The organism is Gilliamella sp. Occ3-1 (genome assembly GCF_001690655.1).
Lineage (GTDB): Bacteria > Pseudomonadota > Gammaproteobacteria > Enterobacterales > Orbaceae > Gilliamella > Gilliamella apicola_P.
Map to the genome: position 1 here is coordinate 1 of NZ_LZHQ01000027.1, position 25,581 is coordinate 25,581.

Annotated in this window: 22 protein-coding genes and 1 pseudogene; 3 read left to right on the forward strand and 20 right to left on the reverse strand. The window is 33.2% G+C overall.

What is annotated here, in order from left to right; translation table 11 throughout:
- Window positions 1–62: 62 nt before the first annotated feature.
- From A9G43_RS07435 to A9G43_RS07530, 20 genes and pseudogenes are all read right to left on the reverse strand, one after another.
- A pseudogene (locus A9G43_RS07435) lies at window positions 63–314 on the reverse strand (transposase); the annotation flags it as partial.
- A gap of 268 nt (window positions 315–582) precedes the next feature.
- Window positions 583–810 carry a ChaB family protein gene (locus tag A9G43_RS07440; protein ID WP_065607926.1) on the reverse strand — a complete coding sequence of 76 codons (228 nt, stop codon included), beginning with the start codon at window positions 808–810 and terminating at the stop codon, window positions 583–585.
- A 278-nt stretch (window positions 811–1,088) separates the two neighbouring features.
- Window positions 1,089–2,090, reverse strand: coding sequence for an acrylyl-CoA reductase (NADPH) (gene acuI, locus A9G43_RS07445; protein WP_065607928.1), 1,002 nt, complete (start codon window positions 2,088–2,090; stop codon window positions 1,089–1,091).
- Between the two features lie 208 nt (window positions 2,091–2,298).
- On the reverse strand, window positions 2,299–3,555 hold the full coding sequence (gene sstT / locus A9G43_RS07450; RefSeq protein ID WP_065607930.1) for a serine/threonine transporter SstT: 1,257 nt from the start codon (window positions 3,553–3,555) through the stop codon (window positions 2,299–2,301).
- 834 nt (window positions 3,556–4,389) lie between these two features.
- Window positions 4,390–5,649: an RCC1 domain-containing protein gene (locus A9G43_RS07455; protein WP_065607932.1), complete on the reverse strand. Its 1,260-nt coding sequence runs from the start codon at window positions 5,647–5,649 to the stop codon at window positions 4,390–4,392.
- Between the two features lie 682 nt (window positions 5,650–6,331).
- Complete coding sequence (locus A9G43_RS07460; protein ID WP_065607934.1) at window positions 6,332–7,612, reverse strand: RCC1 domain-containing protein; 1,281 nt, start codon at window positions 7,610–7,612, stop codon at window positions 6,332–6,334.
- Window positions 7,613–7,842: 230 nt separating this feature from the next.
- The gene (locus A9G43_RS07465; RefSeq protein ID WP_065607936.1) at window positions 7,843–8,286 is read right to left on the reverse strand and encodes an A24 family peptidase; all 444 of its coding nucleotides are present in this window, start codon (window positions 8,284–8,286) and stop codon (window positions 7,843–7,845) included.
- Window positions 8,286–9,545 (reverse strand): RCC1 domain-containing protein, encoded by a 1,260-nt coding sequence (locus tag A9G43_RS07470; RefSeq protein WP_065607938.1) that lies wholly within the window; start codon window positions 9,543–9,545, stop codon window positions 8,286–8,288. The genes A9G43_RS07465 and A9G43_RS07470 overlap by 1 nt, the downstream gene beginning before the upstream one ends.
- 22 nt (window positions 9,546–9,567) lie before the next feature.
- Window positions 9,568–11,538: a VWA domain-containing protein gene (locus A9G43_RS07475; protein ID WP_065607940.1), complete on the reverse strand. Its 1,971-nt coding sequence runs from the start codon at window positions 11,536–11,538 to the stop codon at window positions 9,568–9,570.
- A 24-nt stretch (window positions 11,539–11,562) separates the two neighbouring features.
- Window positions 11,563–12,336, reverse strand: a complete 774-nt coding sequence (gene tadF, locus A9G43_RS07480; protein ID WP_065607942.1) for a tight adherence pilus pseudopilin TadF — start codon at window positions 12,334–12,336, stop codon at window positions 11,563–11,565.
- A 32-nt stretch (window positions 12,337–12,368) separates the two neighbouring features.
- Window positions 12,369–12,833: a TadE/TadG family type IV pilus assembly protein gene (locus A9G43_RS07485; protein WP_065607943.1), complete on the reverse strand. Its 465-nt coding sequence runs from the start codon at window positions 12,831–12,833 to the stop codon at window positions 12,369–12,371.
- Window positions 12,834–12,853: 20 nt separating this feature from the next.
- Entirely contained in the window at window positions 12,854–14,023 is a 1,170-nt protein-coding gene (locus A9G43_RS07490) for a hypothetical protein (protein ID WP_065607945.1), read from the reverse strand.
- Window positions 14,024–14,041: 18 nt separating this feature from the next.
- On the reverse strand, window positions 14,042–15,466 hold the full coding sequence (locus A9G43_RS07495; RefSeq protein ID WP_065607947.1) for a type II and III secretion system protein family protein: 1,425 nt from the start codon (window positions 15,464–15,466) through the stop codon (window positions 14,042–14,044).
- Window positions 15,467–15,468: 2 nt separating this feature from the next.
- Window positions 15,469–16,320, reverse strand: a complete 852-nt coding sequence (locus A9G43_RS07500) for a hypothetical protein (protein ID WP_065607949.1) — start codon at window positions 16,318–16,320, stop codon at window positions 15,469–15,471.
- A gap of 34 nt (window positions 16,321–16,354) precedes the next feature.
- Entirely contained in the window at window positions 16,355–17,770 is a 1,416-nt protein-coding gene (locus A9G43_RS07505; RefSeq protein WP_141674047.1) for a tetratricopeptide repeat protein, read from the reverse strand.
- 21 nt (window positions 17,771–17,791) lie between these two features.
- Window positions 17,792–18,667 (reverse strand): type II secretion system F family protein, encoded by an 876-nt coding sequence (locus A9G43_RS07510; RefSeq protein WP_065607953.1) that lies wholly within the window; start codon window positions 18,665–18,667, stop codon window positions 17,792–17,794.
- Window positions 18,668–18,670: 3 nt separating this feature from the next.
- On the reverse strand, window positions 18,671–19,612 hold the full coding sequence (locus tag A9G43_RS07515) for a type II secretion system F family protein (protein WP_065607955.1): 942 nt from the start codon (window positions 19,610–19,612) through the stop codon (window positions 18,671–18,673).
- Entirely contained in the window at window positions 19,609–20,916 is a 1,308-nt protein-coding gene (locus tag A9G43_RS07520) for a CpaF family protein (RefSeq protein WP_081298072.1), read from the reverse strand. The genes A9G43_RS07515 and A9G43_RS07520 overlap by 4 nt, the downstream gene beginning before the upstream one ends.
- A gap of 162 nt (window positions 20,917–21,078) precedes the next feature.
- On the reverse strand, window positions 21,079–21,306 hold the full coding sequence (locus A9G43_RS07525; protein WP_218058636.1) for a Flp family type IVb pilin: 228 nt from the start codon (window positions 21,304–21,306) through the stop codon (window positions 21,079–21,081).
- A gap of 716 nt (window positions 21,307–22,022) precedes the next feature.
- The gene (locus A9G43_RS07530; RefSeq protein WP_065607957.1) at window positions 22,023–22,907 is read right to left on the reverse strand and encodes a LysR family transcriptional regulator; all 885 of its coding nucleotides are present in this window, start codon (window positions 22,905–22,907) and stop codon (window positions 22,023–22,025) included.
- Between the two features lie 198 nt (window positions 22,908–23,105).
- Between A9G43_RS07530 and A9G43_RS07535 the strand changes: the two genes are divergently transcribed.
- The 3 genes from A9G43_RS07535 to A9G43_RS11150 all read left to right on the forward strand — a co-directional run bounded on the left by A9G43_RS07535 (window position 23,106) and on the right by A9G43_RS11150 (window position 25,420).
- The gene (locus tag A9G43_RS07535; protein WP_065607959.1) at window positions 23,106–23,918 is read left to right on the forward strand and encodes an SDR family oxidoreductase; all 813 of its coding nucleotides are present in this window, start codon (window positions 23,106–23,108) and stop codon (window positions 23,916–23,918) included.
- Window positions 23,919–23,952: 34 nt separating this feature from the next.
- Window positions 23,953–25,098, forward strand: a complete 1,146-nt coding sequence (locus A9G43_RS07540) for an iron-containing alcohol dehydrogenase (RefSeq protein WP_065607961.1) — start codon at window positions 23,953–23,955, stop codon at window positions 25,096–25,098.
- A 67-nt stretch (window positions 25,099–25,165) separates the two neighbouring features.
- Window positions 25,166–25,420: an aldo/keto reductase gene (locus A9G43_RS11150; RefSeq protein ID WP_218058637.1), complete on the forward strand. Its 255-nt coding sequence runs from the start codon at window positions 25,166–25,168 to the stop codon at window positions 25,418–25,420.
- Window positions 25,421–25,581: the final 161 nt, after the last annotated feature.

The window sequence follows — 25,581 nt, forward strand, 5'->3', positions numbered from 1 at the left end:
AACCGAATGATTTTGTTGTAGTTGCTGTGCCCACGTTTTACGTGCTTTTGTGGGCACTACAGCTTTTTTATGATTTCTTCCTGAAGCTGGGATTTTAAGCTCAGTTCGGCAAACATCTGTTTAAGCTTACGGTTTTCAGCCTCCAGCTCCTTTAAGCGTTTGATATCCGAAGTTTCCATTCCGCCGTATTTTTCCCGCCATTTATAGAAAGTTGAATTACCCATGCCATATTTACGACAGAGTTCTTTAACCGGAATACCCGCTTCAGCTTCTTTTAAAATAGCGACGATTTGATGTTCAGTCATTTTTTTCATGTTTAAATCCTCTTTACTTTTATCATAGAGAATTTTCTACTTTTTTGCTGTATTATTTTAGGGGAGAGTTACAGATACAATAAAGTGTCCTGACTTATAATATTTTTAAAAATAATCAATATGTTGTGATGAATATTTTTCTACTTCATTAATGGGTTTTACATAAGTAAGTGTATAAATAAACATAATATAGATCCTTAATAAATATACAAAAAATAAATTTTTCAAAATGTTAAGCTGTGTTGCTCAACTTAAACCATTTAAATATCTATTTAGCTACCCATTTACCATCTTCACCTTTGTGATAAACCTTTTCGACAGCAGCCCAAGCTACTTTAAAAGCAATAGTTTCTGGTGCACTATTATCACGCCGTTTATGCGAATCTTGATATTCCTTAATTGCACTATTAAACGCTTCTTTAAAAATATCTTGCGCATGTTCAGGCAAGACATGGCGTACTGAATCAGGTAAATCTGCACGTGTTTTATATGGCATATCACATCCCCTCATAAATTAATTTTGATGGCTGAAAATTTAAAATGGTAATAGTAAAAATAATACCCCACCTAACCAGGTTTCAGATATTATTCCGTTTACAAAATATTTGATTTTAAAATCAATAGTTATAACAATATATATTTATTAAATAATTTTATTTAACTTGCAAATTCAACAATAAAAATATTTGTATATAAACACCGCTAAATATTTAATAATGCATTTCTATCTAGCATTCTTTTAATTAAGCTAACAACAAAAATTGGACGTAAACGTTAAATTCGTTTGTTTACATCAACAACAAATCGCCCTTTTATTTGCCCTGCAATCATTTTATTTGCCACCTCAACACAATCATTTAGTGTGATTGTATTACTAATATGAGATAACACTTTTTCATCCAGATTGTGTGCCAATAAATTCCATGCTGCCACACGTTTATCATAATTTGCCATCACACTATCCACCCCAGCTAACGAAACACCTCTTAAAATAAACGGCGCGACCGTTGCTGGTAAGTCCATGCCTTGAGCAAGACCACAACACGCCACAATGCCGCCATATTGAGTTTGGGCACAAGCATTTGCTAAAGTGTGCGAACCAACCGCATCGACAACAGCTGACCACAGTTCTTTTTGTAATGGTTTACCTGTTTCTTTTAAGGTTTGACCATCAATAATATTTACTGCGCCAAGTTGTCGTAAATAATGATCTTCTTCAATTTTACTCGTTGATACGGTGACTTGATAACCAAGTTTAGTAAGTAATGCAACGGCAATTGAGCCAACTCCACCACTAGCACCTGTTACCAAAACCATACCATCTTGTGGTTTTACACCGAAATCAACAATACGTTGGACACAAAGGCCTGCTGTATAACCTGCCGTACCAATTGCCATTGCTTGATAATCTGTAAGTTTGTTGGGCAAGGGTATTAGCCAATCAGATTTTAAATAAGCATATTGTGACAAACATCCCCAATGAGTCTCGCCACACCCCCATCCATTTAATATAACTATATCGCCTTTTTGATAGCGACCACTACGACACTCTAGCACAATACCAACACCATCAATACCTGGTATCATTGGCCACTGTCTAACAACAGGACTTTTATTAGTTAAAGCTAGCGCATCTTTATAGTTAATACTTGAATAGGTTATTTGGATTAAGGTATCACCTTCTTGGGCTAATAACTGCTGTTTACTAATACTCTTTAAGGAGCATGAAAACCCCGTTTTTTCTTCTTTCGATAAAACAATGGCATTAAATGGCATAGTGTCTCCTCATCACATATAGTATCGGAACATCTAAATAATATAAGAAACCGCTTAAATATTAGATGTTTTTTAATAATAAAGAACCATTCAAGAAAAAGCAATGTGATATGTTTGGTTGTGAGGAATAAATAAAAACTGAGCTGATAATAACAAATTACCATGCTCAGTTATAAATCAGAGTTACCAATTAAATAGGCTTGAATACTTAATTTTTAATCGTATTATTTTGCTTTTTCTGCGCGGCTGATGAAACCGCACCAATAAACACAACATCACTTGATGAGTTCAATGCGGTTTCAACCGAATCTTGAATAACGCCAATTGCAATTCCAATCCCAATCACTTTAGCTGAAATTTCGTTTGGTATACCAAACATACTACAAGCGACAGGAATAAGCAGTAACGATCCACCCGCAATCCCTGATGCCCCACAAGCACATACTGAAGTTACAATACAAAGTAATACCGCAGAATAGATATCAACATGTATACCAGCACTAGCTGGCATTGAGTTGACGGTGGCTAGAGTTAAAACTGTTATAGTAACGGCAGCTCCTGACATATTAATTGCAGCGCCTAACGGTACTGCAACCGAATAAGTATCTTCATCCATTTTATATTTTTTACAGATCTCCATATTAACGGGAATATTTGCTGCTGAACTTCGGGTAAAGAAGGCTGGGATTGCACTCTCTTTTAAAGAGGTAAATACTAATGGATAAGGGTTTTTGTGCATAACTAAATAAGCTAATAATGGATTAATCACCAATGCAACAAACAGCATACAAGAAACTAACACAACCAATAGATGTGCATATTTCAGTAATTCACCAAAACCTGTTTCAGCTAGCGTTGAGGCCACTAATCCAAATACCCCTAAAGGAGCAAAGCGGATAATAATTCTTACAATAAAAGAAATAGCATAAGACAGATCATTCATCATGGTTTTAGTACTTTGGCTTGAGTGTCTTAATGCCAAGCCGATACCAACACCCCAAATGATAAGACCAATATAATTTGCATTAATTAGTGCATTTATGGGATTATCGATCATTTTTTCTAGCAAGGTTTTTAAAACAGCAGCAATACCGTTAGGTGGTGTAAGTTCAAGGTTATTTAACGTATCACCAAATGAAATCTGCGATGGAAATAAAAAACTAGTAATGGTTGCTATTAAAGCAGCTAAGATCATACCGACAAAATAAAGAGCAATTAATGGTCTCATATTGGCTTGTTTGCCATGTTGATGATTTGATATTGATGCAATTACCAAAATGAGCACTAGTATAGGAGCAACCGATTTTAAAGCATTAATAAATAGCCCACCTATAAGTGACATCGCTAATGCGGTATCTTTCGACACCGCAGCGAGAATAATACCAAATATTAAACCCAACAAAATCTGCGGTATCAGCCCTATTTTAAAATAAAAACGAACCAAAGGATTGGATGAGTGCGTCATACTACTTTCCTGTTTATTTAAGACAAGCTCAAAACCTTACCATATTTAAGCAATAAATTTATATAAAAAAAACATCACAATAAACTTTTTTTATATATTACTTTAATTAATCACTAAGTTTAATTATTAATTGAAAATCAAGTTAAGCTTAAAATCATCGCTTTTGGAAAAAATCATAGAAAAGCCGTAGCATAACTCAGGCACGAAAAACGTGAGAAAAGATGACAAATCATTCAATTTATCTCAATTACTATTAGTGATCTATAAATAAAATTGTATATTTGCTTATTTTTGAATTAAAACTAATTAGATAAAAAATGGACAAAAAACTAGGTAAATAGCAACAGTGCTAGCCAAAAGTATAGCTACAAGGAAATTACTCACTCATTCAAATTTAGACAGTCATAACCTAAAAACAAGGAAAATCTCAATACATTATTTGCGTATCTTTAGAAGATTCGCAAAGCAGTTTATGTCACCAATGTGATAGAATCTTTAAATAGTGTTGTTACTATCCCATCAAGAAACGTAAGATTTTCCCAACCAATAACTCAGTTTAAAAAATCGTTTATTTATAACAATCCAACTCACTTCAGAAAAATGGACTATGCTTATTCAAAACTAAAAAAGTGCAATAGGTCGCTTAGTGTAAAATTTGGTGACAGAATCAACCGTCACCTTTTGATGGCAAATACACAAAATTTAGAATGAGGTCTATCATTATGACGATTTTATTTTAGATAGTTTGGGATCTTAAATCCGTATAACATGAAAATAACAAACATATCCAAATAGCCAACATAATAATATCATTCACTAATTCTTGACTAATCATTATTGTCCTTGCCCCGGAATATAATCTGGACCATAAACCCTTTTCATTGCATCAACAACAAAATCAAGCTCTTTTCCCGGCCAATTTACATTTTCGCAGCTTTGTTGTGAAAATTTATGCCCAGCTCCGTATCCAACACCATAGGCTTTTCCCTCATCATTCCAATATATAAAATGCTCTTTACCACCATCAATTTTAGTCAAATTTCCATGATAGGTTCTTTCCGTTGGACTATTTCCATATATTTGTTTAAAATCAGATCCTTCTGTTGCCCCCCATGTCAATAATCTTTTATCTTTATCAATAGCAACACACCCATTATATCGACAATAAAGCGTATCTATGTTTGATTGGATGTGCGTAGGTGTTATCACATTTTTTCCAGGCTCCATACCAATCCCTATATAACTTCCAGCCCCCATACCATAAACATTACCTGACGAGGTTAAAAACGCGGTGAAACGATTGCCCCCAGTGATATGCACTATTTCCTTGCCACTAACGCCAGAGGGGAGATTTGTAATTTGTATTGGCCTGGTCTGATATACATGAGCAGCAGGATTGTAAAAACCAAATGCATTATCTTCGTCATCACCCCATCCAAAAATTTCACCAGCATCATTAATGGCATATCCACCTTCGTAAGCCGCGCCAAGTAATACCACTGGTCTATTGTTAAAATATTCTCGAGGAATCTGATAGAGATCATTCTTCGCTTCCAGTTCTCCGTTCGCCGTTTGACCAAATATACCATACCCCCAAGTATAAACATCACCGCTTTTGGTTAAAGCATAAGATGTATACTCTCCTGTACCTATCATAACAACATTTTCATTTTCTAAAACTAATACAGGCACGCTTGGATAAGATTTCGCATTACCATTACCAGATGCCTCATGATATCCATTTTGTCCCCAGCCCCAGACATTACCTTTTTCATCTAATGCAATAACATGATATATCCCTGCAGCTAATTGTGTAATAGTGATCCCGTTATTAGCAAAAAACTCTATTCTAGCAGGTGGATGATATACGCCATCATGCGGTACTCCATTACCCTGCTGCCCTGAATTTCTAAACCCCCAAACCCAAACATCACCGTTTTCTATTGTTATACCCGTATCAACGAAGTGAGTTTTTGAAATAATACTTATTGCTGACTTTGATTTTGATGTTAAAATTACAGCATCTGTATCTGCTTTCACTAATAATGAAAAAAACATACAGGATATGAATAATACTACTTTTTTTAATTTCATTTATTGTAACTCCTATTCAGTTATTCCTTATATTTACTTTTATTAATAAATTTGCCATCTCTGTCTGGATAATTTTTGTCAAAGCATCATATAATGTTTGATATTCTTGAACCTTAGATAAATTACCTCTCATTTTCTCGACAAACCATTTTCCATACCCTGTTTTATATTCATATCGTCTGCCTTGAAATTAGCTACATTTGGTACAATGTTTTACATGTTAGTTAACTATTACCATACTAAAATAGTGTATTGATGTTAAAAAATAGGCTACCACTAATTACAAGACAATAAGGTAATGTGATACTACTTTTATCAATTTTTTTAAGTGTTTATATATAATTGCTATGATTGCCATTGGTAAACCAAAAAATGTAATCACAACCAAGAAAAACAGAACGCGATCTGTTGGAATGGATATCAAAAGTACAGCAATTAATTTTATATACCCAACTATAATCGCCAATAAAAGAGAAACAGCCCACAGATTAGAAATATAGCTAATGCACCATAATTTGGCTGCTCTCTATCAAAAATAAAATTTAATATAGTCAAAACGAATATTATTATGGCGATCTTATTTTAGATAGTTTTAGGATCTTAAATCCGTATAACATGAAAATAACAAAACATATCTAAATAGATAACATAATAATATTATTCACTAATTCTTAACTAATCATTACTGTCCTTGGCCTGGAATATGTTTATTACCATAAACCCCTTTCATTGCATCAACAACAAATTTAAGCTCTTTCCCTGGCCAATTTACATTTTCATTGGTTTGTTGTGAAAATTTATGCCCAGATCCGTATCCAACACCATAGGCTTTCCCCTTATCATTCCAATATATTATATGCTCTTTACCTATATCAATTTTAGTCAAATTACCATAGTAATTTCTTTTCGTTGGAGTACGTCCATATAGTTGTCTAAAAGCAGATCCTTCTGTTGCCCCCCATGTCCATAATCCATTCTTTTTATCAATAGCAACACACCCTACATATCGACAAGAAAGCATCTTTATATTTCGTATGATAAGCATAGGTGTTGTCACCTTTATTTGAGGCCCCATATTAAGCCCTAAATAATTTCCTGCCCCCATACCATAAACATCACCTGACGAGGTTAAAAACGCGGTGAAACGATCGCCCCCAGTGATATGCACTATTTTCTTGCCATTAACGTCAGGGGGTAGATTTGTAATTTTTTTTGGTGTGGTTCGATATACATGAGCAGCTGGATTGTAAAAACCAAATGCATTATCTTCATCATCACCCCATCCAAAAACTTCACCAGCATTATTAATGGCATATCCACTTTCGTAACCACCGCCAATAGATACCACCGGTCTATTATTAAAATATTGTCGAGGGATCTTATAAACATCATTAACCACCTTCCTTTTTCCGTTCCCCATTTGACCATATACACCATGCCCCCAAGTATAAACATCGCCGCTTTTGGTTAAAGCATAAGATGAATATAGTCCTGCACTAATCATAACAACATTTTTTTTCTTTAAAGTTAAAAAAGGCCAGCATTGATAGCCCGCCGCATTACCATTACCAGATGCCTCATGATATCCATTTTGTCCCCAGCCCCAGACATTACCTTTTTCATCTAATGCAATAATGTGATATAACCCTGCAGCTAATTGTGTAACATTTAGATCTCTATCAGCAAAAAACTCCACCCTAGCAGGTCTGCTAAATCCGCTACTAGCATGGCATATTCCATTACCTTGCAGCCCTGTATTTCTAAACCCCCAAACCCAAACATCACCGTTTTCTAACGTTAAACCCGTATCAACTAAGTTGCTAGTTAAGGAAATACCTATTGCTGACTTTGATTTTAAATTTGCTAACTTTGTTGTTGGTAAATTTACTGCATCTGTACCTGCTTTCACTAATAATGGAAAAAATAAACAGGATATGAATAATGCGGCTTTTTTTAATTTCATTAAGTGTACCCCCCTAGTTGTTTATTCCTTATACTTTCTTTTATTAATAAATTCACCCGCTTCTATCTGAGTGATTCCTATCAAAGCATCATATAATGTTTGATAATCTTGAACTTTAGGTAAATTACCTTTCATTTTTTCGATAAACCACTTTCCATACGCTGTTCTATATTCAGCTGTCGTTACTCTTGGACAAATTTTACATATCCGTTAGCTATTACAATACAACGCTAAAATAGTGTGATAGACGTTAAAAAATAACTACCACTAATTGCAAGACCATAAGGTAACGTGATACCACTTTCGATCTTTTTTAAGTATTTATATATAATTGCTATGATTGCCATCGGTAAACCACAAAATGTAATCACAACCAAGAAAGACAGAACGCGATCTGTTGGAATGGATATCAAAAGTACAACAATTAATTTTATATCCCCAGCACCAACTAATCGGCAATAAAAAAGAAACAGGCCACAGATTAGAAATATAGCTGATGCGCCATAATTTAGCTGTCCTTTACCAAAAATAGAATTTAACATAATCAAAACGAATATTATTATGACGATTTTATTTGAGATAGTTCGGGATCTTAAATCCGTATAACACGAAAATAACAGACATATCCAAATAGCCAACATAATAATATCATTCACTAATTCTTGACTAATCATTATTGTCCTTGCCCCGGAACATAATCTGGACCATAAACCCTTTTCATTGCATCAACAACAAAATCAAGCTCTTTTCCCGGCCAATTTACATTTTCGCTGCTTTGTTGTGAAAATTTATGCCCAGCTCCGTATCCAACACCATAGGCTTGCCCCTCATCATTCCAATATATTATGTGCTCTTTACCCATATCAATTTTATCCAAATTTCCATTATAAGTTCTTCTCGTTGCAATAGATCCATATACTTGTGGGAAAGCAGATCCTTTTGTTGCCCCCCATGTCCATAATCCTTTATCTTTATCAATAGCAACACACCCTACATATCGACAAGAAATCATCTCTATGTTTCCTATGATGCGCCTAGGTGTTGTCACCTTTTTTCCATATGGTATACCCATCCCCAAATAACTTCCTTCCCCCATACCATAAACATTACCTGACGAGGTTAAAAACACGGTGTAACGATCGCCTCCAGCAATATACACTATATCCTTACCTCTAACGCCAGAGGGTAGATTTGTAATTTGTATTGGTCTGCTCCGATATACATGTGCATGTGGATAATTATCAATACCAAATGCATTATCTTCATCATCACCCCATCCAAAAATTTCACCAGCATCATTAATGGCATATCCACTTTCGTAAGCCGCACCAAGTAATACCACTGGCCTATTGTTAAAATATTCTCGAGGGACCTTATAAACATCATTAACTGCCTTCTGTTCTCCGTTCGCCATTTGACCATATATACCATGCCCCCAAGTATAAACATCACCACTTTTGGTTAAAGCATAAGATGTATACTCTCCTGTACCTATCATAACAACATTTTCATTTTCTAAAACTAAAATAGGTAAACTTGGATAAGCTCCCCCATTACCATTACCAGATGCCTCATGATATCCATTTTGTCCCCAACCCCAGACATTACCTTTTTCATCTAATGCAATAATATGATATATTCCTGCAGCTAATTGTGTAATAGAGAGCCCTTTATTAGCAAAAAACTCTACTCTAGCAGGTGGAGCCTTTTCATTGTTAACATGTGATATGCCATTACCTTGCACCCCTGCATTTCTAAACCCCCAAACCCAAACATCACCGTTTTCTAACGTTATGCCTGTATCAACTAAGAAAGTTTGTGAAGCAATGTCTATTACTGACTTTGTCGTTAAAATAATAGCATCTGTATCTGCTTTCACTAATAATGGAAAAAATGAAAAAGATATGAATAACACTACTTTTTTTAATTTCATTTATTATAACTCCTAATGGCTATTATTCAGACTCACTTTTATTAATAAATTTGCCTGTTTCTGTCTGGATAATTCTTGTCAAAGCATCATATAATGTTTGATAATCTTGAGCCTCATGTAAATATTGTTTGTTACCTTTCATACAATTGGTAAACCATTTTCCATATACTTTTTTATATTCATCATCTGTTTTCAAATTAGCTGCTTTTGGAGAGAGTTTTACATAGTGGATAGCCGCATTACTAGCTACCTCATCAATATAACCTTTTTCTTTATTGTCAGATGACGTTAATCCACTAGTTATTGCTTGACAAACACCGTTTTCCAAAAATTGATCTCTAAGGAGATCTGCTCCAGTATCATCTTTGCCATCTGTAATAATAATCATTATTTTATTACGAGCCGCATTACTTTTTGCTATTACTGGAACAGTCCTTAACAAAGCTGTAATAGTATCTGTCCCACCGCCTGGTCGCCAATTCGCTTTTTTAATATAATCTAAAATTTTAGAATTATGCTCTCTATCATCACTAAACGGAATTAAACGAGGCGATAATTTAAAGCTTTTTAGATTCTTTGCAGCTTCAGCAAATCTTTCAAAACTGCTTTGCATATTTATTATTTCTTCGCTCATAATTCCATTATTATATAATGGAGATTGGCACATTCCTTGAAATGGTGAAAAATCAGCGACAGTTGGCGAAATAGGTCGATTAAATGTTATAATATTAGTTTTCATTTCACTAAATAATGTATTAATAGTTCCTTTGACATCGACTGTTTCGGTATTAGCAAATGAATAATGCACATTGGGATGAGCGTCAGAAAACATATGATCATACTGTTCAACTATTTTGGCGTATTGACTTTTAATAATACTTTTATTCTTCTTATTTAATGGATAATCATCAGGATCTTTTAGATCACAAGCATATTTTGCTGTTCCATTATTAAGACTTTCAGTACTATTTTGAAGACGACATAGCCCTTTATCGACCAACGCTTCATTAGTATGTAGCCCTAAAGCAGGACCAAGTATTTGTGAATAATAAAGATAATAAAAATAATCTAAATTGTAATAAACCGTGTCTTCATAATTTCCAAGATAGTCATACTTTAAATAATCTTGAATAATCCCATTTTTTTCTAATTTACTCCATTTTTGATATGCAATATTTTTATTTGCCCAAAAATTATAATCAACAACATTGTAAGGGGATTTCAATTTGTACATTATCGAGCAAGAATAACTCTCTCCACCAGCTAGATTTTTAGTTTTGTTCTGGACAGGAACACCAATATCATAGGGAACCAATGCAAACTTATATTCTGGATATTGTTTAAACTTATTGATAATATTAGCAATTGCTGTTTTCATATAATGAAGACGCTCCTTGTCGGCATTTCCATTTTGCTGAGAGTAACGATTACAGTTATAGTCGTTATATAGGCATGTTGCTGAACCCGAAAAATCACTAATAAAAGCGATATCAACTGTTTCAATACGATCAAACTTTTTTGTATTTCCATAGCTTCCTGTTTTATTACTTACAAGGATAGATTGATTTGACTCATCGGGTTTTCCGTCTTCTTTCCCACTTATTAGAGAATCAAATTTTTGCTTATAGACAATACTATAGACTCTTTTATTTTTTTCATATTCTACGTCAATAGTGGCATCGATACCTTCTATAAAATCGTCACTAATTTTATGATTTATAAAATAATTAATATAGTTCAATGCCATTTTACGATTTTGTTCAATTGCAGATTGATCAACATTTTTATTGTTTAAAGCTACAATAGCTAACGAAGCTTCGTTAGTTGCTTCAGAGACTCGAGCTCGATTACGCATTGTTTGGGTATGATCTATTGAAACTACCATACAAAGAAACATAGCAGGTAACATAATCGCAAGACTTAAAACAATACTTCCTGAAGTACACTTAAAAAAAGATTTTTTATTGTTCTGGTTAGCTTTAATATTGCACATATAATCCTCGCAAAAGTGTGTTGATTAGAGATGATAAATTGGACAACTTGTTCTATTAGAACTCAAAATATCACCACAACGCGACAGCACAACAATATTACTACATAAATTTGGTAAGGTGTCCGTAGCCTTTCTGTTTGAGTTAATCCATTTTAAATAAAGGCTTTCTTCGTTAACAATACACATGCTAACGCGATATAAGGGAATCCAACGCCCTGCTAACCCCGAGGTAGGATCGGTAATTCGTGGAACATACGGAACAAGCTTGGAATAATTACTAAGTGAACTATTTGAATGATCGGTTATACTAGGTAATGAAGTAAAATAGTTTTCAATTTCATTATTACACGCACCAGAGGTGCAAGATTTAGCGCTTAATGTCGCGAATTTTGCGTCTTTTATACTTGCTGGATGATTAGTATCTTGGAAAATAAATAAACCATCTATTTTTAGAGCAACATCACGCCCATTTAATAATGAGCTTGCTAGTCGGCGGAGTTCTTCCACTTGAGTATTATCAAACAGCTCATGAGATTGAGAGCAGGAATTAGTGTTACTGCATAATGAAGATATATTACCTTGAATACTCGAGCCATCTATAACTGGGTAGATGGATGATCTTTCACGGAAAATAGAGGCTACAGTATAGTTTGCTCGTTCTAATTTATTTTGTAGCATGACACTACAGTAAACATCGTAGATAATAAATACTAAGACTGAAAATAAACAGAAACACGCTGCAAACTCAATTGACATAATACCGTCTTTATTGCGAAAAAAATTACCATAATATTTCATTTGCTATTTCATTCCTTTAATTATCAATTATTTTAATAAAATTCACGGTAAACAACAGTCTTTTTTTCCAAAGAGGTATCTAATATACGGCTAAACAAATTGGAGAATATGGCACGATAATCATATTTCAATTTAAACAATAGTATTCGAGTATCGTCGCTAGGAGAACCTTGACAATTATTCTTAATTGTCTCGTCGATTGTTTTACAATATGTCACGGCTATTTCAAATTTTTTTGGATCAGCTATATAAGGCCATAAAGGCACTTCAGTTCTGATCAACTGCTGTAATTTTTGATTATAATCATTCTTTTGCGAAATAGCCGTTTGTCTAGTTATTTCTGTAGTCACTAAATCCAAAGCAGAACCAATAAACATAATCCGGCTAAATTCAATTATAAACAAAAATAGAATAATTATATAAGGAAAAACAATTGCAAATTCTATCGGAACATTCGCATTTTTTTGACGAAAAAATAATTTCCAACATTTCAACATAATTTTTGCTCTACATTCTATTAAGGGTTAATCTTCTTTTTCTTTAATATTGAAAAAGATGTTTTCTGTTGTTTATTTTTCTTTATTTCCTTACTGCCAATAATAGCTGTAGCTATTTCTTTTATTTCATTACTATGATGCGCATTTTTAAATTTATCCATTTTAGGGATAAATTTACGCGTAAAATCAATACTTCTACCTAAAAAATCTTCAATATCCTCATCTCGTAAAGCATTTTTTTTATCATAAGGAAGATTTTCATTTAGACAGACCAAAAAACGCTTATTTAGTAAATTCTGATTTTGTGTAGTAGTACGCGAAATTTCATCCAGCAATTTTTTAGCAACTTTGACTGAGAATGGATCCCGATTTATTACGATAAAAACAATACTAGAAAACGTAATAATTTCCTCAAAATGCCTAATGGAGGAGGATAATCCCATATTTTGATCAATAACAGTGATATTGAATTGTCCTGAATTCAAATCATCATATTTCCAAGCCCGTTCACTGGATTCAATTTTTACTTGTAAAGACAGTCCAACATCAACTAATGAATCATCTTGGGGTATTGGCATTTCAAATAAAAAATCGGCATTAGGACTTGTAGTTGCGCCTTGAATATAAAAAAGAGGATAATTAGTTAGTGAACTGATATTTTTTAGTGTATGGATAGCCAATGATGAAGTACCAATTCCCCCTTTACAACCTAAAAATGTAATAATGCTACCCGTTCTTTGGCTTGAACCGGTGGTAATACTTCTTGAGTGTAATATAGTTGGAATCTTCTCTAATTGGCTATTTTCTAATAAAAAATGAATTCCTCTTTTTAATAAATATTCAGAAAACTGAATTGAATCATGCATACCAATGAGTATTGTCGTTGCCTTAATTGGAATATAACGATTAATAGTTTCAGATAATAACTCAGCATCATCTTCTTCTTTGATATCTATAATAATAGCATCGTATTGGTTCCAATGCGGCTCTTCTTTTAATTCAGATAAATCTAATGAGATGGTCTCTATACTTAATACATTGTAAAGGAAAAGTATAGAACGTATATTTTCGATCAATTCACTTCTTTTACTTAAAATAGCAATGTGAAAACCAGTGATACGTCCAGCTACAAATTCTTGTGAAGTCCCTTTTGCCATATCTATATCTTTTTTATTATCAAATAATTGCATAATAATCCCATTAACCTTTTATTCAATAAAACCCATGTCATTAATAAATTTTTCACTTTCATTAGAAATTGGTACTGTTTTACGTCGTTGTTTATCGACATTATTTTTAATGTTAAAGAAGCTATTAATTACATCTGTTCGTTCTAACATCGGTAATTCTACACCATTAAAACTATTATTAGGTGTAACTAAATTAACTGTTGCAAATACAACCATTTCATTCTTTTCACGAGTTGATGCTGCGCTACGTGCTAATGCTCCTAAAATTGGAATTTCACTAATAAAAGGAACACGAGATAATGCTTCTGAATCTTGTTCATTAATTAGGCCTGCAATAACAAAGCTGTCTCCATCAGATAAATCAATAGTAGAACTCGTTCTCCGAGTTTGTAAGGTGGGAATATTATAGTTATTGAAAGCATATGATCCTGCAACCGAACTCACTTCATTATTAATAAATAATCTAATACGTTTATCATTATTCACTTTGGTACTAATGTTTAATTTGATACCATACTCTTTATAAGTAACCTCTGATTCACCATCTTTATTTTTAGTCACAATAGGAATCTCACCACCAACTAAAAATGATGCACTTTCACCAGATAAGACAGATAAATTAGGTTGTGCTAGAATTTTAGCCAAATTATCATTTTTTATTGCTCGAACCATTGTTGTAATATTATGAATATTAAAGCCTTTTTTCAAACCCAACAGCGTAAATTCACCAACATTATTCATCTTAATATCATTCCCACCAGACATACTGTCCAAAGTTAAACTTTGCCATTCAATACCCAATGAATCAGTGAATTTTTTGCTAACTTCAACAAAGGTCAACTTTACATTAACTTGATACTCCTCAATCACTCTAATATTATCTATAATATTGTTATATACATAATAGTCTTGAAATGTGAGATCTTCATCTAATTCCGGTGCTTTGCTTCGTATTCGTTCAGCATTTTGACCTACAAGTGAACCCACAACCGCCATAATTTTACTTTTTGTTGTAGTATCTGGAGTGGTGCCATTTAGTACATAAACAAATTTACCATTTGGATCTCCATTATCATAACGATCAATTGTCACGCTACTATTCGGAAAATTTTGCGCTAATCTGTGTGTAATTTGAGATAAAAGTGGATCAACATTAATTGTATCATTAAGAATAATATTATTTGCATCATCATATACTAGCAAGCTAGTTCTACCATTTGATTTACCATATATAATTAATGATTTGCCATCTACAACTTCATAATTTGCTACACTGTCTTGGCTAATGAAAACAGTACCAACATTCTCAGGTAAAACAATTGATTTGCTTTGCCCAATCTGCAAATTATGGATGTTAGCAAAAACTAACGGGGAAAAGCTAATTGATAATAAGCAAACTAGCTGTCTGATTGTGTTCATAATTGGTTTAACTTTTATTAGCATCCTTAGTTACCTTTTAACAAATTAATCTGTCTATTCTTTGAAAATATAGCCTTATCAGTTAATGGCCAGCCCTTTTCTTTATCATTTAACAAATGTAATCCATCTTCAACATTGTTTTTAAAAGTGCTTGGGTAAATCATAATTGTTGAATTTGTCATTAATGTTCTTAACAATTTAATTTCTTGATTTGAAAGCTCTAATTGAATTTGATTTACACTTCTTTTCTGAAATCCTGAACCATCTTCATCAGTTTGATCAATATAAAGAATTTTTTTGCCGACAATAATCGGTTTTATACTATTCTTAACAAAATCATCACTAGGCGAAACTAATTTATTAAATTTTGATCCACCATCGCTATAAAATATATAAAGATCAACAAGATCACCAACCTTTAGATTTCTTACTAAATAAGAATCAATTTGTTCTAATTTGAATGGAAACATGTAATTGCCTTCTTTTACAGCTAGCAGTCTATAGTCATCTGAGTTGGGTGAAGCGACAAAACTATTTTCGATGAATGTATCTTTCGCTATATGATTCTTAGCAACATAAGAATCAATTGCTATCGCATCACTTATATATTTGGATTTTTCATTAGCTAAGGTATCAACTTCTATTGATTTAAAATAGTAATCATCCTTAGTCAATATTTTCGTTTTACTAATATCATGTTTTGCAACAGCTATTGTTATGCTCTCTCTTTTGGGTTCTTCCCTTACTTGTACTTGCATATAATCCCCTGGCTCAGCAACAGGCACCGGTGTAGGTTCAGGTGTCGATTTTGTAAACAATAATGCTAGTCCCACAACTAACATTAATATATATAAAATAATTATTTTTTTCTCTTTCATGCAAACTCCATATGATCTATATTTATTATTACATTTATTTATTTTCTAAATAAAAATCAAATGCAAAACAGTGATCTTTACCGTTAGAACAAGGACCAGCATCAAAATCCTTCACTGTTGAGTCCTGCTTTGTTTTTATTTGTAGAATTAATGATTTTTCTGCAGTTAAAGTTCCTGTTACCTTGGCAAAATCACGATCACTACGGGAAATTAGATTAATAATATGATTAATTCCCTTTTTAGGAAGTGTTACATCATAAAACGATAATTTAAATTCTTTTGGCGAGATTTTTTCAATCAAATATTGATTTTTATTCAATTGATTAAATGTTTCTAAAGTAATCCGACTAAATTTTTTGTGTTCACCTGATCGAACAGCTACAATAGCCAATTGGGTTGTCGCCTGACTGGCTAGACTATTTTGTTTAGAAGAAGTTAGATTAGTAACTGTTCTAGAATTAGTTACAGCAGCTTGTTGAGAGGCAATATTTGACCTATTTCCTGTTTCTAATTTACTTACATTTGCTAGTTTAGCACCGATTTCTGACTTAGAATTAATTTTTGAATTGGTTCCTTTTTTAGGATTAATAATGTAATTAGTTTTGGATACTTTCTGAGATGCTATTTTTTCAATTGTGTACTGCTTTTGGTTATTACTTTGTGTTGGTTTAACATCATTAAATTTAATCGCATCAATTGGTTCGATCTGTTTTAGTTCTTGAATTAAGATTTCTGGATCATTAGATAACCGATGCCCTAAACAAAATTTCTTAGCTAATTGCATTTTATTCAATTTTACCAGTGAGTACAGCAAATTGTGAAGAATGGTTTGATCACGAAATCCTTTTGTATATAAAATGTTTAGATGCTTATAAGCTTCATTATAATCTTTATTCAAAATAGATAACATTGCTAGATTATTTGTAACTTTATTCTCATCATAAAAGTTTTCTCTAGCTAAGTTGAATGAATATCGCGCAGCGTCATATTGTTTCTTTTTCAACAAAACAATACCTTTTACATTATATGCTTCGCCATTTTTACGATTAATTGCGATGGCTTTGTCTAAATATTCTAATGCAGTATCATTATTTCCCATTTTAGACTCAACATGACCATACAAAACAAAAATATTATCGTTTTTACTCCTACTTAAAACAGGCGTTAATGTTCTTTTCGCAGCCTCATAATCATTAGACAAGTAATAGACTTGAGCAAGTTTATATCTTGTATCTTCGGTATCGGAATTTTGTAAACGTTGTTTATAAAGCTCGATTAAACCACCGTAATTTTTAGTTGTTTCATGGATATAAATTTTTTGTTGCTCATTTAAATCATTTCTTACGGTACTGTTTTGACATCCAGTAGCAACAAACAACATTGAACATGCCACAATAAATTTTGGATTTATTAACTTTCTTGGTTTACAGCAGATTGAAAAATCGTTCATTATTTCTAGATCCCTATTATCCTAATTATTACTACTTAAAACTGATACAATATTCATCAAAACAGGCCCTGCAACAATAACAAGAACAGGCGTTAAAAAAAATACCATCATCGGTACTGTCATTTTAGCTGCAATAGCAGCAATTTTTTCTTCTATGGTTAACTTTTGTATCTCTCTAATTTCAGCTGATAAATCTAATAAAGCATCATAAATTGAGTTACCATAATTAATACTCCTTCTTAAGGTAATACAAAACATTCTGACTTCTTTACATGGTACTTCTTTCAAAATTAAATCAATAGCTAGTTCAATACCATTGACATCCATCATTAAACAAGCCCTATCTAATATAGTTGCCACATCCCTATTAATCGGTTTTACTCTTGTACTTAGATACCTAAAACCATTTTCAACAGTCATACCTGATTTAACCATAATTGCCATCATATCAATGATCAGCGGTAAGTCTTGCGAAATCTTTTTAATTCTTTTTGCAGTTTGTCTTTTTAACAGCTTATCGGGCAAAAAGATAACCACCACAATAAAAATAAATAAAGTTATCAATAACATACCTGAATCAATTTCAACAAATGAAAAAATTTGATTTACAAGATAAAAAAATGAAAATCCAATAATAACAGCATAGACTTTCCAACTATTTTTTTCTTGAAAGCGACGTAAAAAACCTAAGCTTAAACTATTTTTTGCAACAATTTTTTCAAAAGCAATATCCCTTTTGTTAATATCCCTTTTAGATATTTTCGTCTCTTGGCCTTCACTATTTATTAACAAACTGAGTTTTTCTTTTCTTTGATATAGCAAATAGGAGCATACCAACTCTCTACTACTGATACCAATTAAAATAATTGGGATTATTATATTTAGTAAACTTGTCATAATTTAAATGATCTTACTAATCATTCCTTTTATAATTAAAGAACCGATAACCACACTACCGACAACATAATACAAAAGATAGTGACCAAGTGTTGTATTAATCAAATACTCATAGTGTGTCTCTGAAAGAAATCTAAGTGCCAATATAAAAGCAAAAGGCATGCAAGCTAATATTCTCATTGTCATTCTTAATTCCGCAGTTTTACCGTCTCTAGTTTTGCTTAAAATTCTATTGTTTGTTAACATTTTTGCTAATCGACTCATGATTTCTTTCAGTTCCCCACCACTATCTAGATTAACCATTACTGTTAAAATAAAAAAGTAGTACTCTGGAAAAGGAAGCTGTAAATAAGATTTCATTAAAACTTCTTCAATATTTTCACCAATTTCTATTCGGTCATCCATTTCCTTCATTGTTTTACCGACTACTCCATCAATAGAGTCACCACACAACCTAAAGCTTGTAATTATGGCACCGCCAGATGACACAACACCTGTAATGGTATTTAATGCTTCAGGGAATGTATCGTAAAACTCTTTTTTCAACTTTCTTTTTTTTATAACAATGGTTATAACAATTGTGGCAATAACACTAACTAGTGCTGCAGTATAGCTATCATAATGAGTATAATTTGCATTTAATATGATACCTACAAACATACCTGCAAAAATGTAAACAAATAACCGTGCTTTAGATTGCCCTATTACAAATATATTATAATTAGATTTAATCATCAGGTTAGTCTCAAATATCATTTGATCCCAAAACGCACGAGCCCAAGACGATTGTCGCTTTTGTGATAGTTGGTTTTCAACCAAACTAGTCAATGAAGCATTTTTAACTTCAGTTTCATAAAAAATTTGCAACCGCCCTTTACGACGACGCAAATTCCAAATATTTATAATAGCTACAATGATAAGTACAATTGAAAGAATTAAAATCATATTTTTAAACCTGCTGCGTTTATCATTAGTTTTTCTAATATGTCCGACATTTCATAGTATTGGGCACTATCATAAAGTGCAGATCTTCTAACTAATCCATTACAAACAAATTCACCTCGAATCATACCTTTTTCACTTCTTTCTTCATGAATTTTAAATTGAAACACATCATGAGTAATAATATTTCCAGATTCTAATCCCATTATTTCAGTAATACTCATCACTTTACGTTGTCCATCTGGCAGACGAGAAACTTGAATAATAAAATTAACGGAAGAAGCTATATAATGCCTAACTGCAGCAATAGGTAATTCTGGCTGAGCCATAATGATCATGCTTTCTAACCGAGATAAGGCATCTTTAGCTGTATTGGCATGTAACGTCGACATTGAACCACTGTGACCAGTATTCATAGCTTGAAGCATTTCAAAAGCCTCTTCACCACGGCATTCCCCTAAAATAATCCGGTCTGGACGCATGCGTAAAGCGTTAACTAATAGATTTTGCATAGTTACTCTTCCACGCCCATCCTCTCCGCCTGATTTGGTCTCCATTCTAACCACATGATCTTGTTGTAGTTTTAATTCTGCAGCATCTTCGAGTGTAATGGTACGTTCATTGTCACCTATAAACCCAGATAATGCATTTAACATCGTTGTCTTACCTGAACCTGTCCCGCCAGAAACAATAATATTCATTCGACAACGAGTCGCAATAACTAAAAAATTAGCCATATCGTCATTTAGTGACTCATATTGTATTAAATCATGGAATGTACGACGACCATTACCAAATTTACGAATTGACATTGAGGTACCATCAATGGCAATCGGTGGAATAACAACATTAAGCCGACTACCATCGGGCATTCTAGAATCAACTAAAGGATGAGCCTCATCAATATTTTTGCCTACTTTATTTACTAAACGCCTTGCAATATCAATTAGTTGGCGTTCACTAATAAAAAATTTATTCGTTTTGCTGAGAATACCACCCCGTTCAACATAAATACTATGAGGGCCGTTTACTAAAATATCATTGACTGTTTCATCTTTCATCAACGAATCAATTGGACCATAACCAACGATTTCGTCACAAATCATACTTGCTAGCGTACCAGATTCATCCGGCGTGATATAAGCACTGCCGGAATTAACAATGTCTCTGATTATAGTTTGAATTTCACGCAAAATTCGGTTCGGTTCATTCTTTAATTGCTCAACTAAATCAAGATCAATTACTTGAAAAACCAAATCGCGAATCTTATTCCATTCATTAGAAAATTGAAATTGCTCATTAGCCATGTTTTTTTAACAACACCTTATCAAAATAAAAGCTACTGACTTTTCTTTTTATCAGTAACTTTTATTTTATAAAATAAGAATAATAAATTATCCTTGTACAACAATTCCAAGGGAGCACATAGCCATCAACCAGGCATGACTAATACCTCCTTGATATAATTATTAACCGCCAATAGTATTAATAATACCATCCATTTTGGATTTTAATTGGTTAAATGTACCACTTAACATCTGAGCAACTGGACCATCTGATTTAAAAATAACCATAACAACTACGGCTACACCCGCAGCTACAATTGCATATTCAATTGCAGTTACACCACGTTCACTTTTAACAAATTTACCTAAAAAATTTCTTGCTTTTGCGCGAACTGTTGATAAATACATCATTATTTTCTCCTTTTTATATATTTCATAAATATTCTGTAAATATTTACTTGTTTTTTAATGTTTTATTTACCTTCTTTTCAGAAAGTTTTCATATATTACACTGTTTAATGTAAAAAGGCTAGCAATTAATCAAAAAAATTTCAAATAATTTACTTTTAATATGTTGACTGATTAAAAAACGATCTATTTTATTAAAAAATTAAGGATATAGTAAAAAAAAAGAAAATATTTAATTGTCGGTATTGATGATTTTACATGTAAGGTTTATGTGTGAATTTAATCAAATAATTCTCAATTTAGCTTGACACAGTTTTGATTAATGATGTGTTAGCCCAATTTTTTATATTATTGAATGTATTTATTCCAATAAAAGACGTGAATATCAAGGAACAAGCTAACACTTATTTGTAAAAATATATAATAACTATCGTATCAGTCAAAAATTCACATAATCATCCTGTCTACAATCTTTTTTTATTTTTATATCAATAAATGATCGATACGATAACCAATTTATGGAGTTGTTTTGGAGGTCGATAAGTTATTCAACTGTGCTTATAAATAATTTTTATCTAATTTTTTGGGAAGGACATAAAACAAAACAGGCTATCCTTAACAAAAAGGTAATGATCAACTTTTATACCAGTCAATAGCTACATATCTTTTCAGAAGAGTTTAATAAGCATTAGGATGAATATAGTAACTATCCAAGCCTATCACTCATACTTTAACAAATCTATAATCAATTTAAAAACATTTGAATGTCCTTTGCGACTTGGATAGTAAAGGTAAAAAGAGTCATAAGTGATAGCAAACTCGGTTAACAACTCAACTAATGACCCCGATGTTAATTCCTTTTCAATATCGGCTTTAGCCGTCCAAGTGATGCCTAAACCATCTAAAGCCGCTTGCTTACGCAAATGATTATTAATCATAAATTGTGAATGAGGGTGATATTTAATCATCTTTCCTGCTTGCGTAAACTCCCATGGCAATTCAGTTCCGTGCTGTGAGGATATTCTCATACCAATTAAGCGATGTTCATCTAACTCTTTAATTTGTTTCGGTATCACTTTTCCGATTAAATATTCAGGGCTAGCAACTAAAGCCATTTTTAAGGGCGGTGATATTTTTACAGCAATCATCTCTTTGGCTAAATCACTTCCTAAACGACATCCCATATCAAAACCTTGTTTAACAATGTCAGCCCAACTATTATCGGCTTGAATTTCGACCTTAATCAGCGGATAACGGGGTAAAAAATCGCGTAATTTTGGATAAATAATATGTTCTACAGCGATACTTGGCGCGTTTATCCTGATCGTTCCTGAAGGTATATTAATAAAATTGTTTAGTGCGTTCACCTCTTGATTAATCGAGTCAAATAAAGGGGATAGCTTTCGGTATAGTTGTTCTCCTGCTTCAGTCAGTGATACATTACGAGTATTACGATTAAATAAACGCAAATTTAATCGGGTCTCTAGATTTCGCATACTATGACTTAACGCTGATGAGGAAATTCCCAATCGTTGCCCTGCTTTAACAAAACTGCTGGTTTGTGCTACGGTAATAAAGTAATTTAACTCATTAAGGTTGTACATAATTGCATTTTATTAGTGAATTTAATTCACTACACTATAAAACAACCACCCATTTATCTCAATAAAAGCTCTCGTTAAAATGACGTTATTATTAAATTAATAAATTAATCAAAAATCCAAGATATGCCATGCGTGAAAATTTAGGTATAGCCAAAGTTTAATTATTTGCGATATAACTAATTAAAAGGGAGCTCTACAATGTCAAAAGAAGTTATTGTTTTAAGTGGATCTGGGGCAATAGGTATAGCCAGGCGTATAGCGGTGGGTAAAGTACTGTTATTAGCCGATTTAAAAATTGAAAATGCTGAAAAACAGGCTCAAGAACTGCGTAATGCTGGATATAATACCCATACTATCGCTTGCGATGTATCAAATCGAGTATCGGTCAATAAACTGGTAGAGACGGCCACTGGATTAGGCAAAATAATGGGCTTAGTCAACACGGCTGGTGTATCGCCTTCCCAAGCATCTGCACAGCGAATCTTTGAAGTCGATTTATATGGTAACGCCCTGTTATTTGATGCATTTAGTGGGGTAATGGCAAAAGGTAGTTCGGCTTTGGTCATTGGTTCACAATCATCACATCGCTTAGACCCGCTTACATTGGAACAAACTAAAGCCCTAGCCTTAACACCCACAGAAGCATTACTCAATTTACCTTTTATTAAAGAAGTAAATGATAGTTTAAAAGCTTATCAACTAGCCAAAAAAGGAAATGCCTTAAGAGTGCAGGCAGAAGCGGTCAACTGGGGGCATCGTGGTGCAAGAATAAACTGTATTAGTGCAGGTATTATCCATACACCTTTAGCCAATGAAGAACTCAATGGCGATCGTAAAGATTTTTACCGCAAAATGCTTAAAGAATTACCAGTAGGTCGTGGTGGATCGCCAGATGAAATTGCTAACCTAGCCGAACTCATTATGTCCGAAAAAGGAGCTTATATTACTGGTAGTGATATGTTAATTGATGGCGGTGCCACAGCAAAATTTTGGTGGGATCTAACCGACTAATTTTTATTAAACGTCTAGTATAAGGAATAACACGATGTATGAATTTAGTTTTCAAAATCCAACTCGTATAGAATTTGGTATCGATAAAGAAAAAAACATGGGTCGCTATATGAAGGAGTTTGGTGCCAAAAGAGTATTAATTGTCTTTGGTAGTGATCGCATCAAACAATCTGGTTTATTTGATAATGTAACAGCAAGCTTGCGTGAATACGGCATTGAATTCACCGAATGTAGTAAAATTAAAAGTAATCCCATTTTAAGCAAAGTTCAAGAGGGGATCACTATCGCTAAAAAATTTGGCGCCGATAGCGTACTTAGTATTGGCGGTGGCTCCTGCTTAGATAGTGTAAAAGCGATTGCCGCTGGTAGTTTATACGATGGAGATGTATGGGACTTCTTTACTGGCTCCCCAGTAACCAAAGCACTTAATATATTTGATATAATGACCTTAGCTGCAACTGGTAGTGAAATGAACAATGGTGGTGTTGTCACAAACGAAAAAACTAAACAAAAATATCCAATTCATGGTTTTAGTTTATTTCCGAAAGTATCGGTAATTAATCCTCAACTTCAAACCACAATCAGTTGTGATTATCTAGTGTATTCGGCCGCTGATATTATCGCCCATTCCATTGAAGGGTACTTTACTGCATCGATACAGCCTGAACTCATTAATTTACTAATCGAAGCTAATATAAAAACCGTGATCCGTACCACCGAAATACTTCTACAAAATCCCAATGATTTAGATGCACGTGGTGAATTTGCTTGGGCGGCAACGCTGGCTTTAAATGGTTTAACCTATCTAGGTACAGCTGGCTTTAGCTACCCCAACCATATGATCGAACATGCAATGAGTGCAATCTGTGATGTACCACACGGTGCTGGATTATCAGTTGTTATGCCAGCTTGGATGACTTGGTATCACGATCGTAATCCAAAACAGTTCCAACGTTTTGCTAAAGAGATTTTTGGTTTATCAACGGCTGAACAAGGTATTGAAGCATTAAGAGCCTGGTTTAACAAAATAGGCACACCAACTACACTTGAGCAACTCAATATTAACCAACAGGATCTAAAACTGATCGTAGACAATGCAGCACAAAACGCTATTGATTGGCAAATGAGCGACATTTATAGCAAGCAGGTCATTGCTAATATTTTAAATTTGGCTAAATAATGAATGTTAGATGGATTTACCGTCCATCTAAAACAGGTCTTAATTTTTAAAATACGTCAGGTTGGCAATGCCATACAAAATGTGGCATTCCCCGCCAAGAACTATTATTACCACAAAAATATGGATCACCAACGCTAACTACAAAGCCAAGCAATCAATAGAAGAATCATTACGCAAATTAAAAACAGATTATATTGATTTATTATTAATTCACCAGCCATTTAATGACTACTATTATGCTTACCGATTAATGGAAGAAGCTTACGAAAAAGGCAAGGCTAAAGCCATCGGCGTTAGCAATTTTACCCAGATCGCCTTTTGAACTTTGCCCTTTCAGAACAAGAGATAAAGCTCATTACTACTTTAGATACTGGCATAGTTTTTTCTTCTCGCATCAAAATCCAAAAATGGAGGATTGGTTTATGTCCATTGCGAAATAGAAAAAAACAATAAATAAAAAATGAGTTACTTTATTGAGCTATA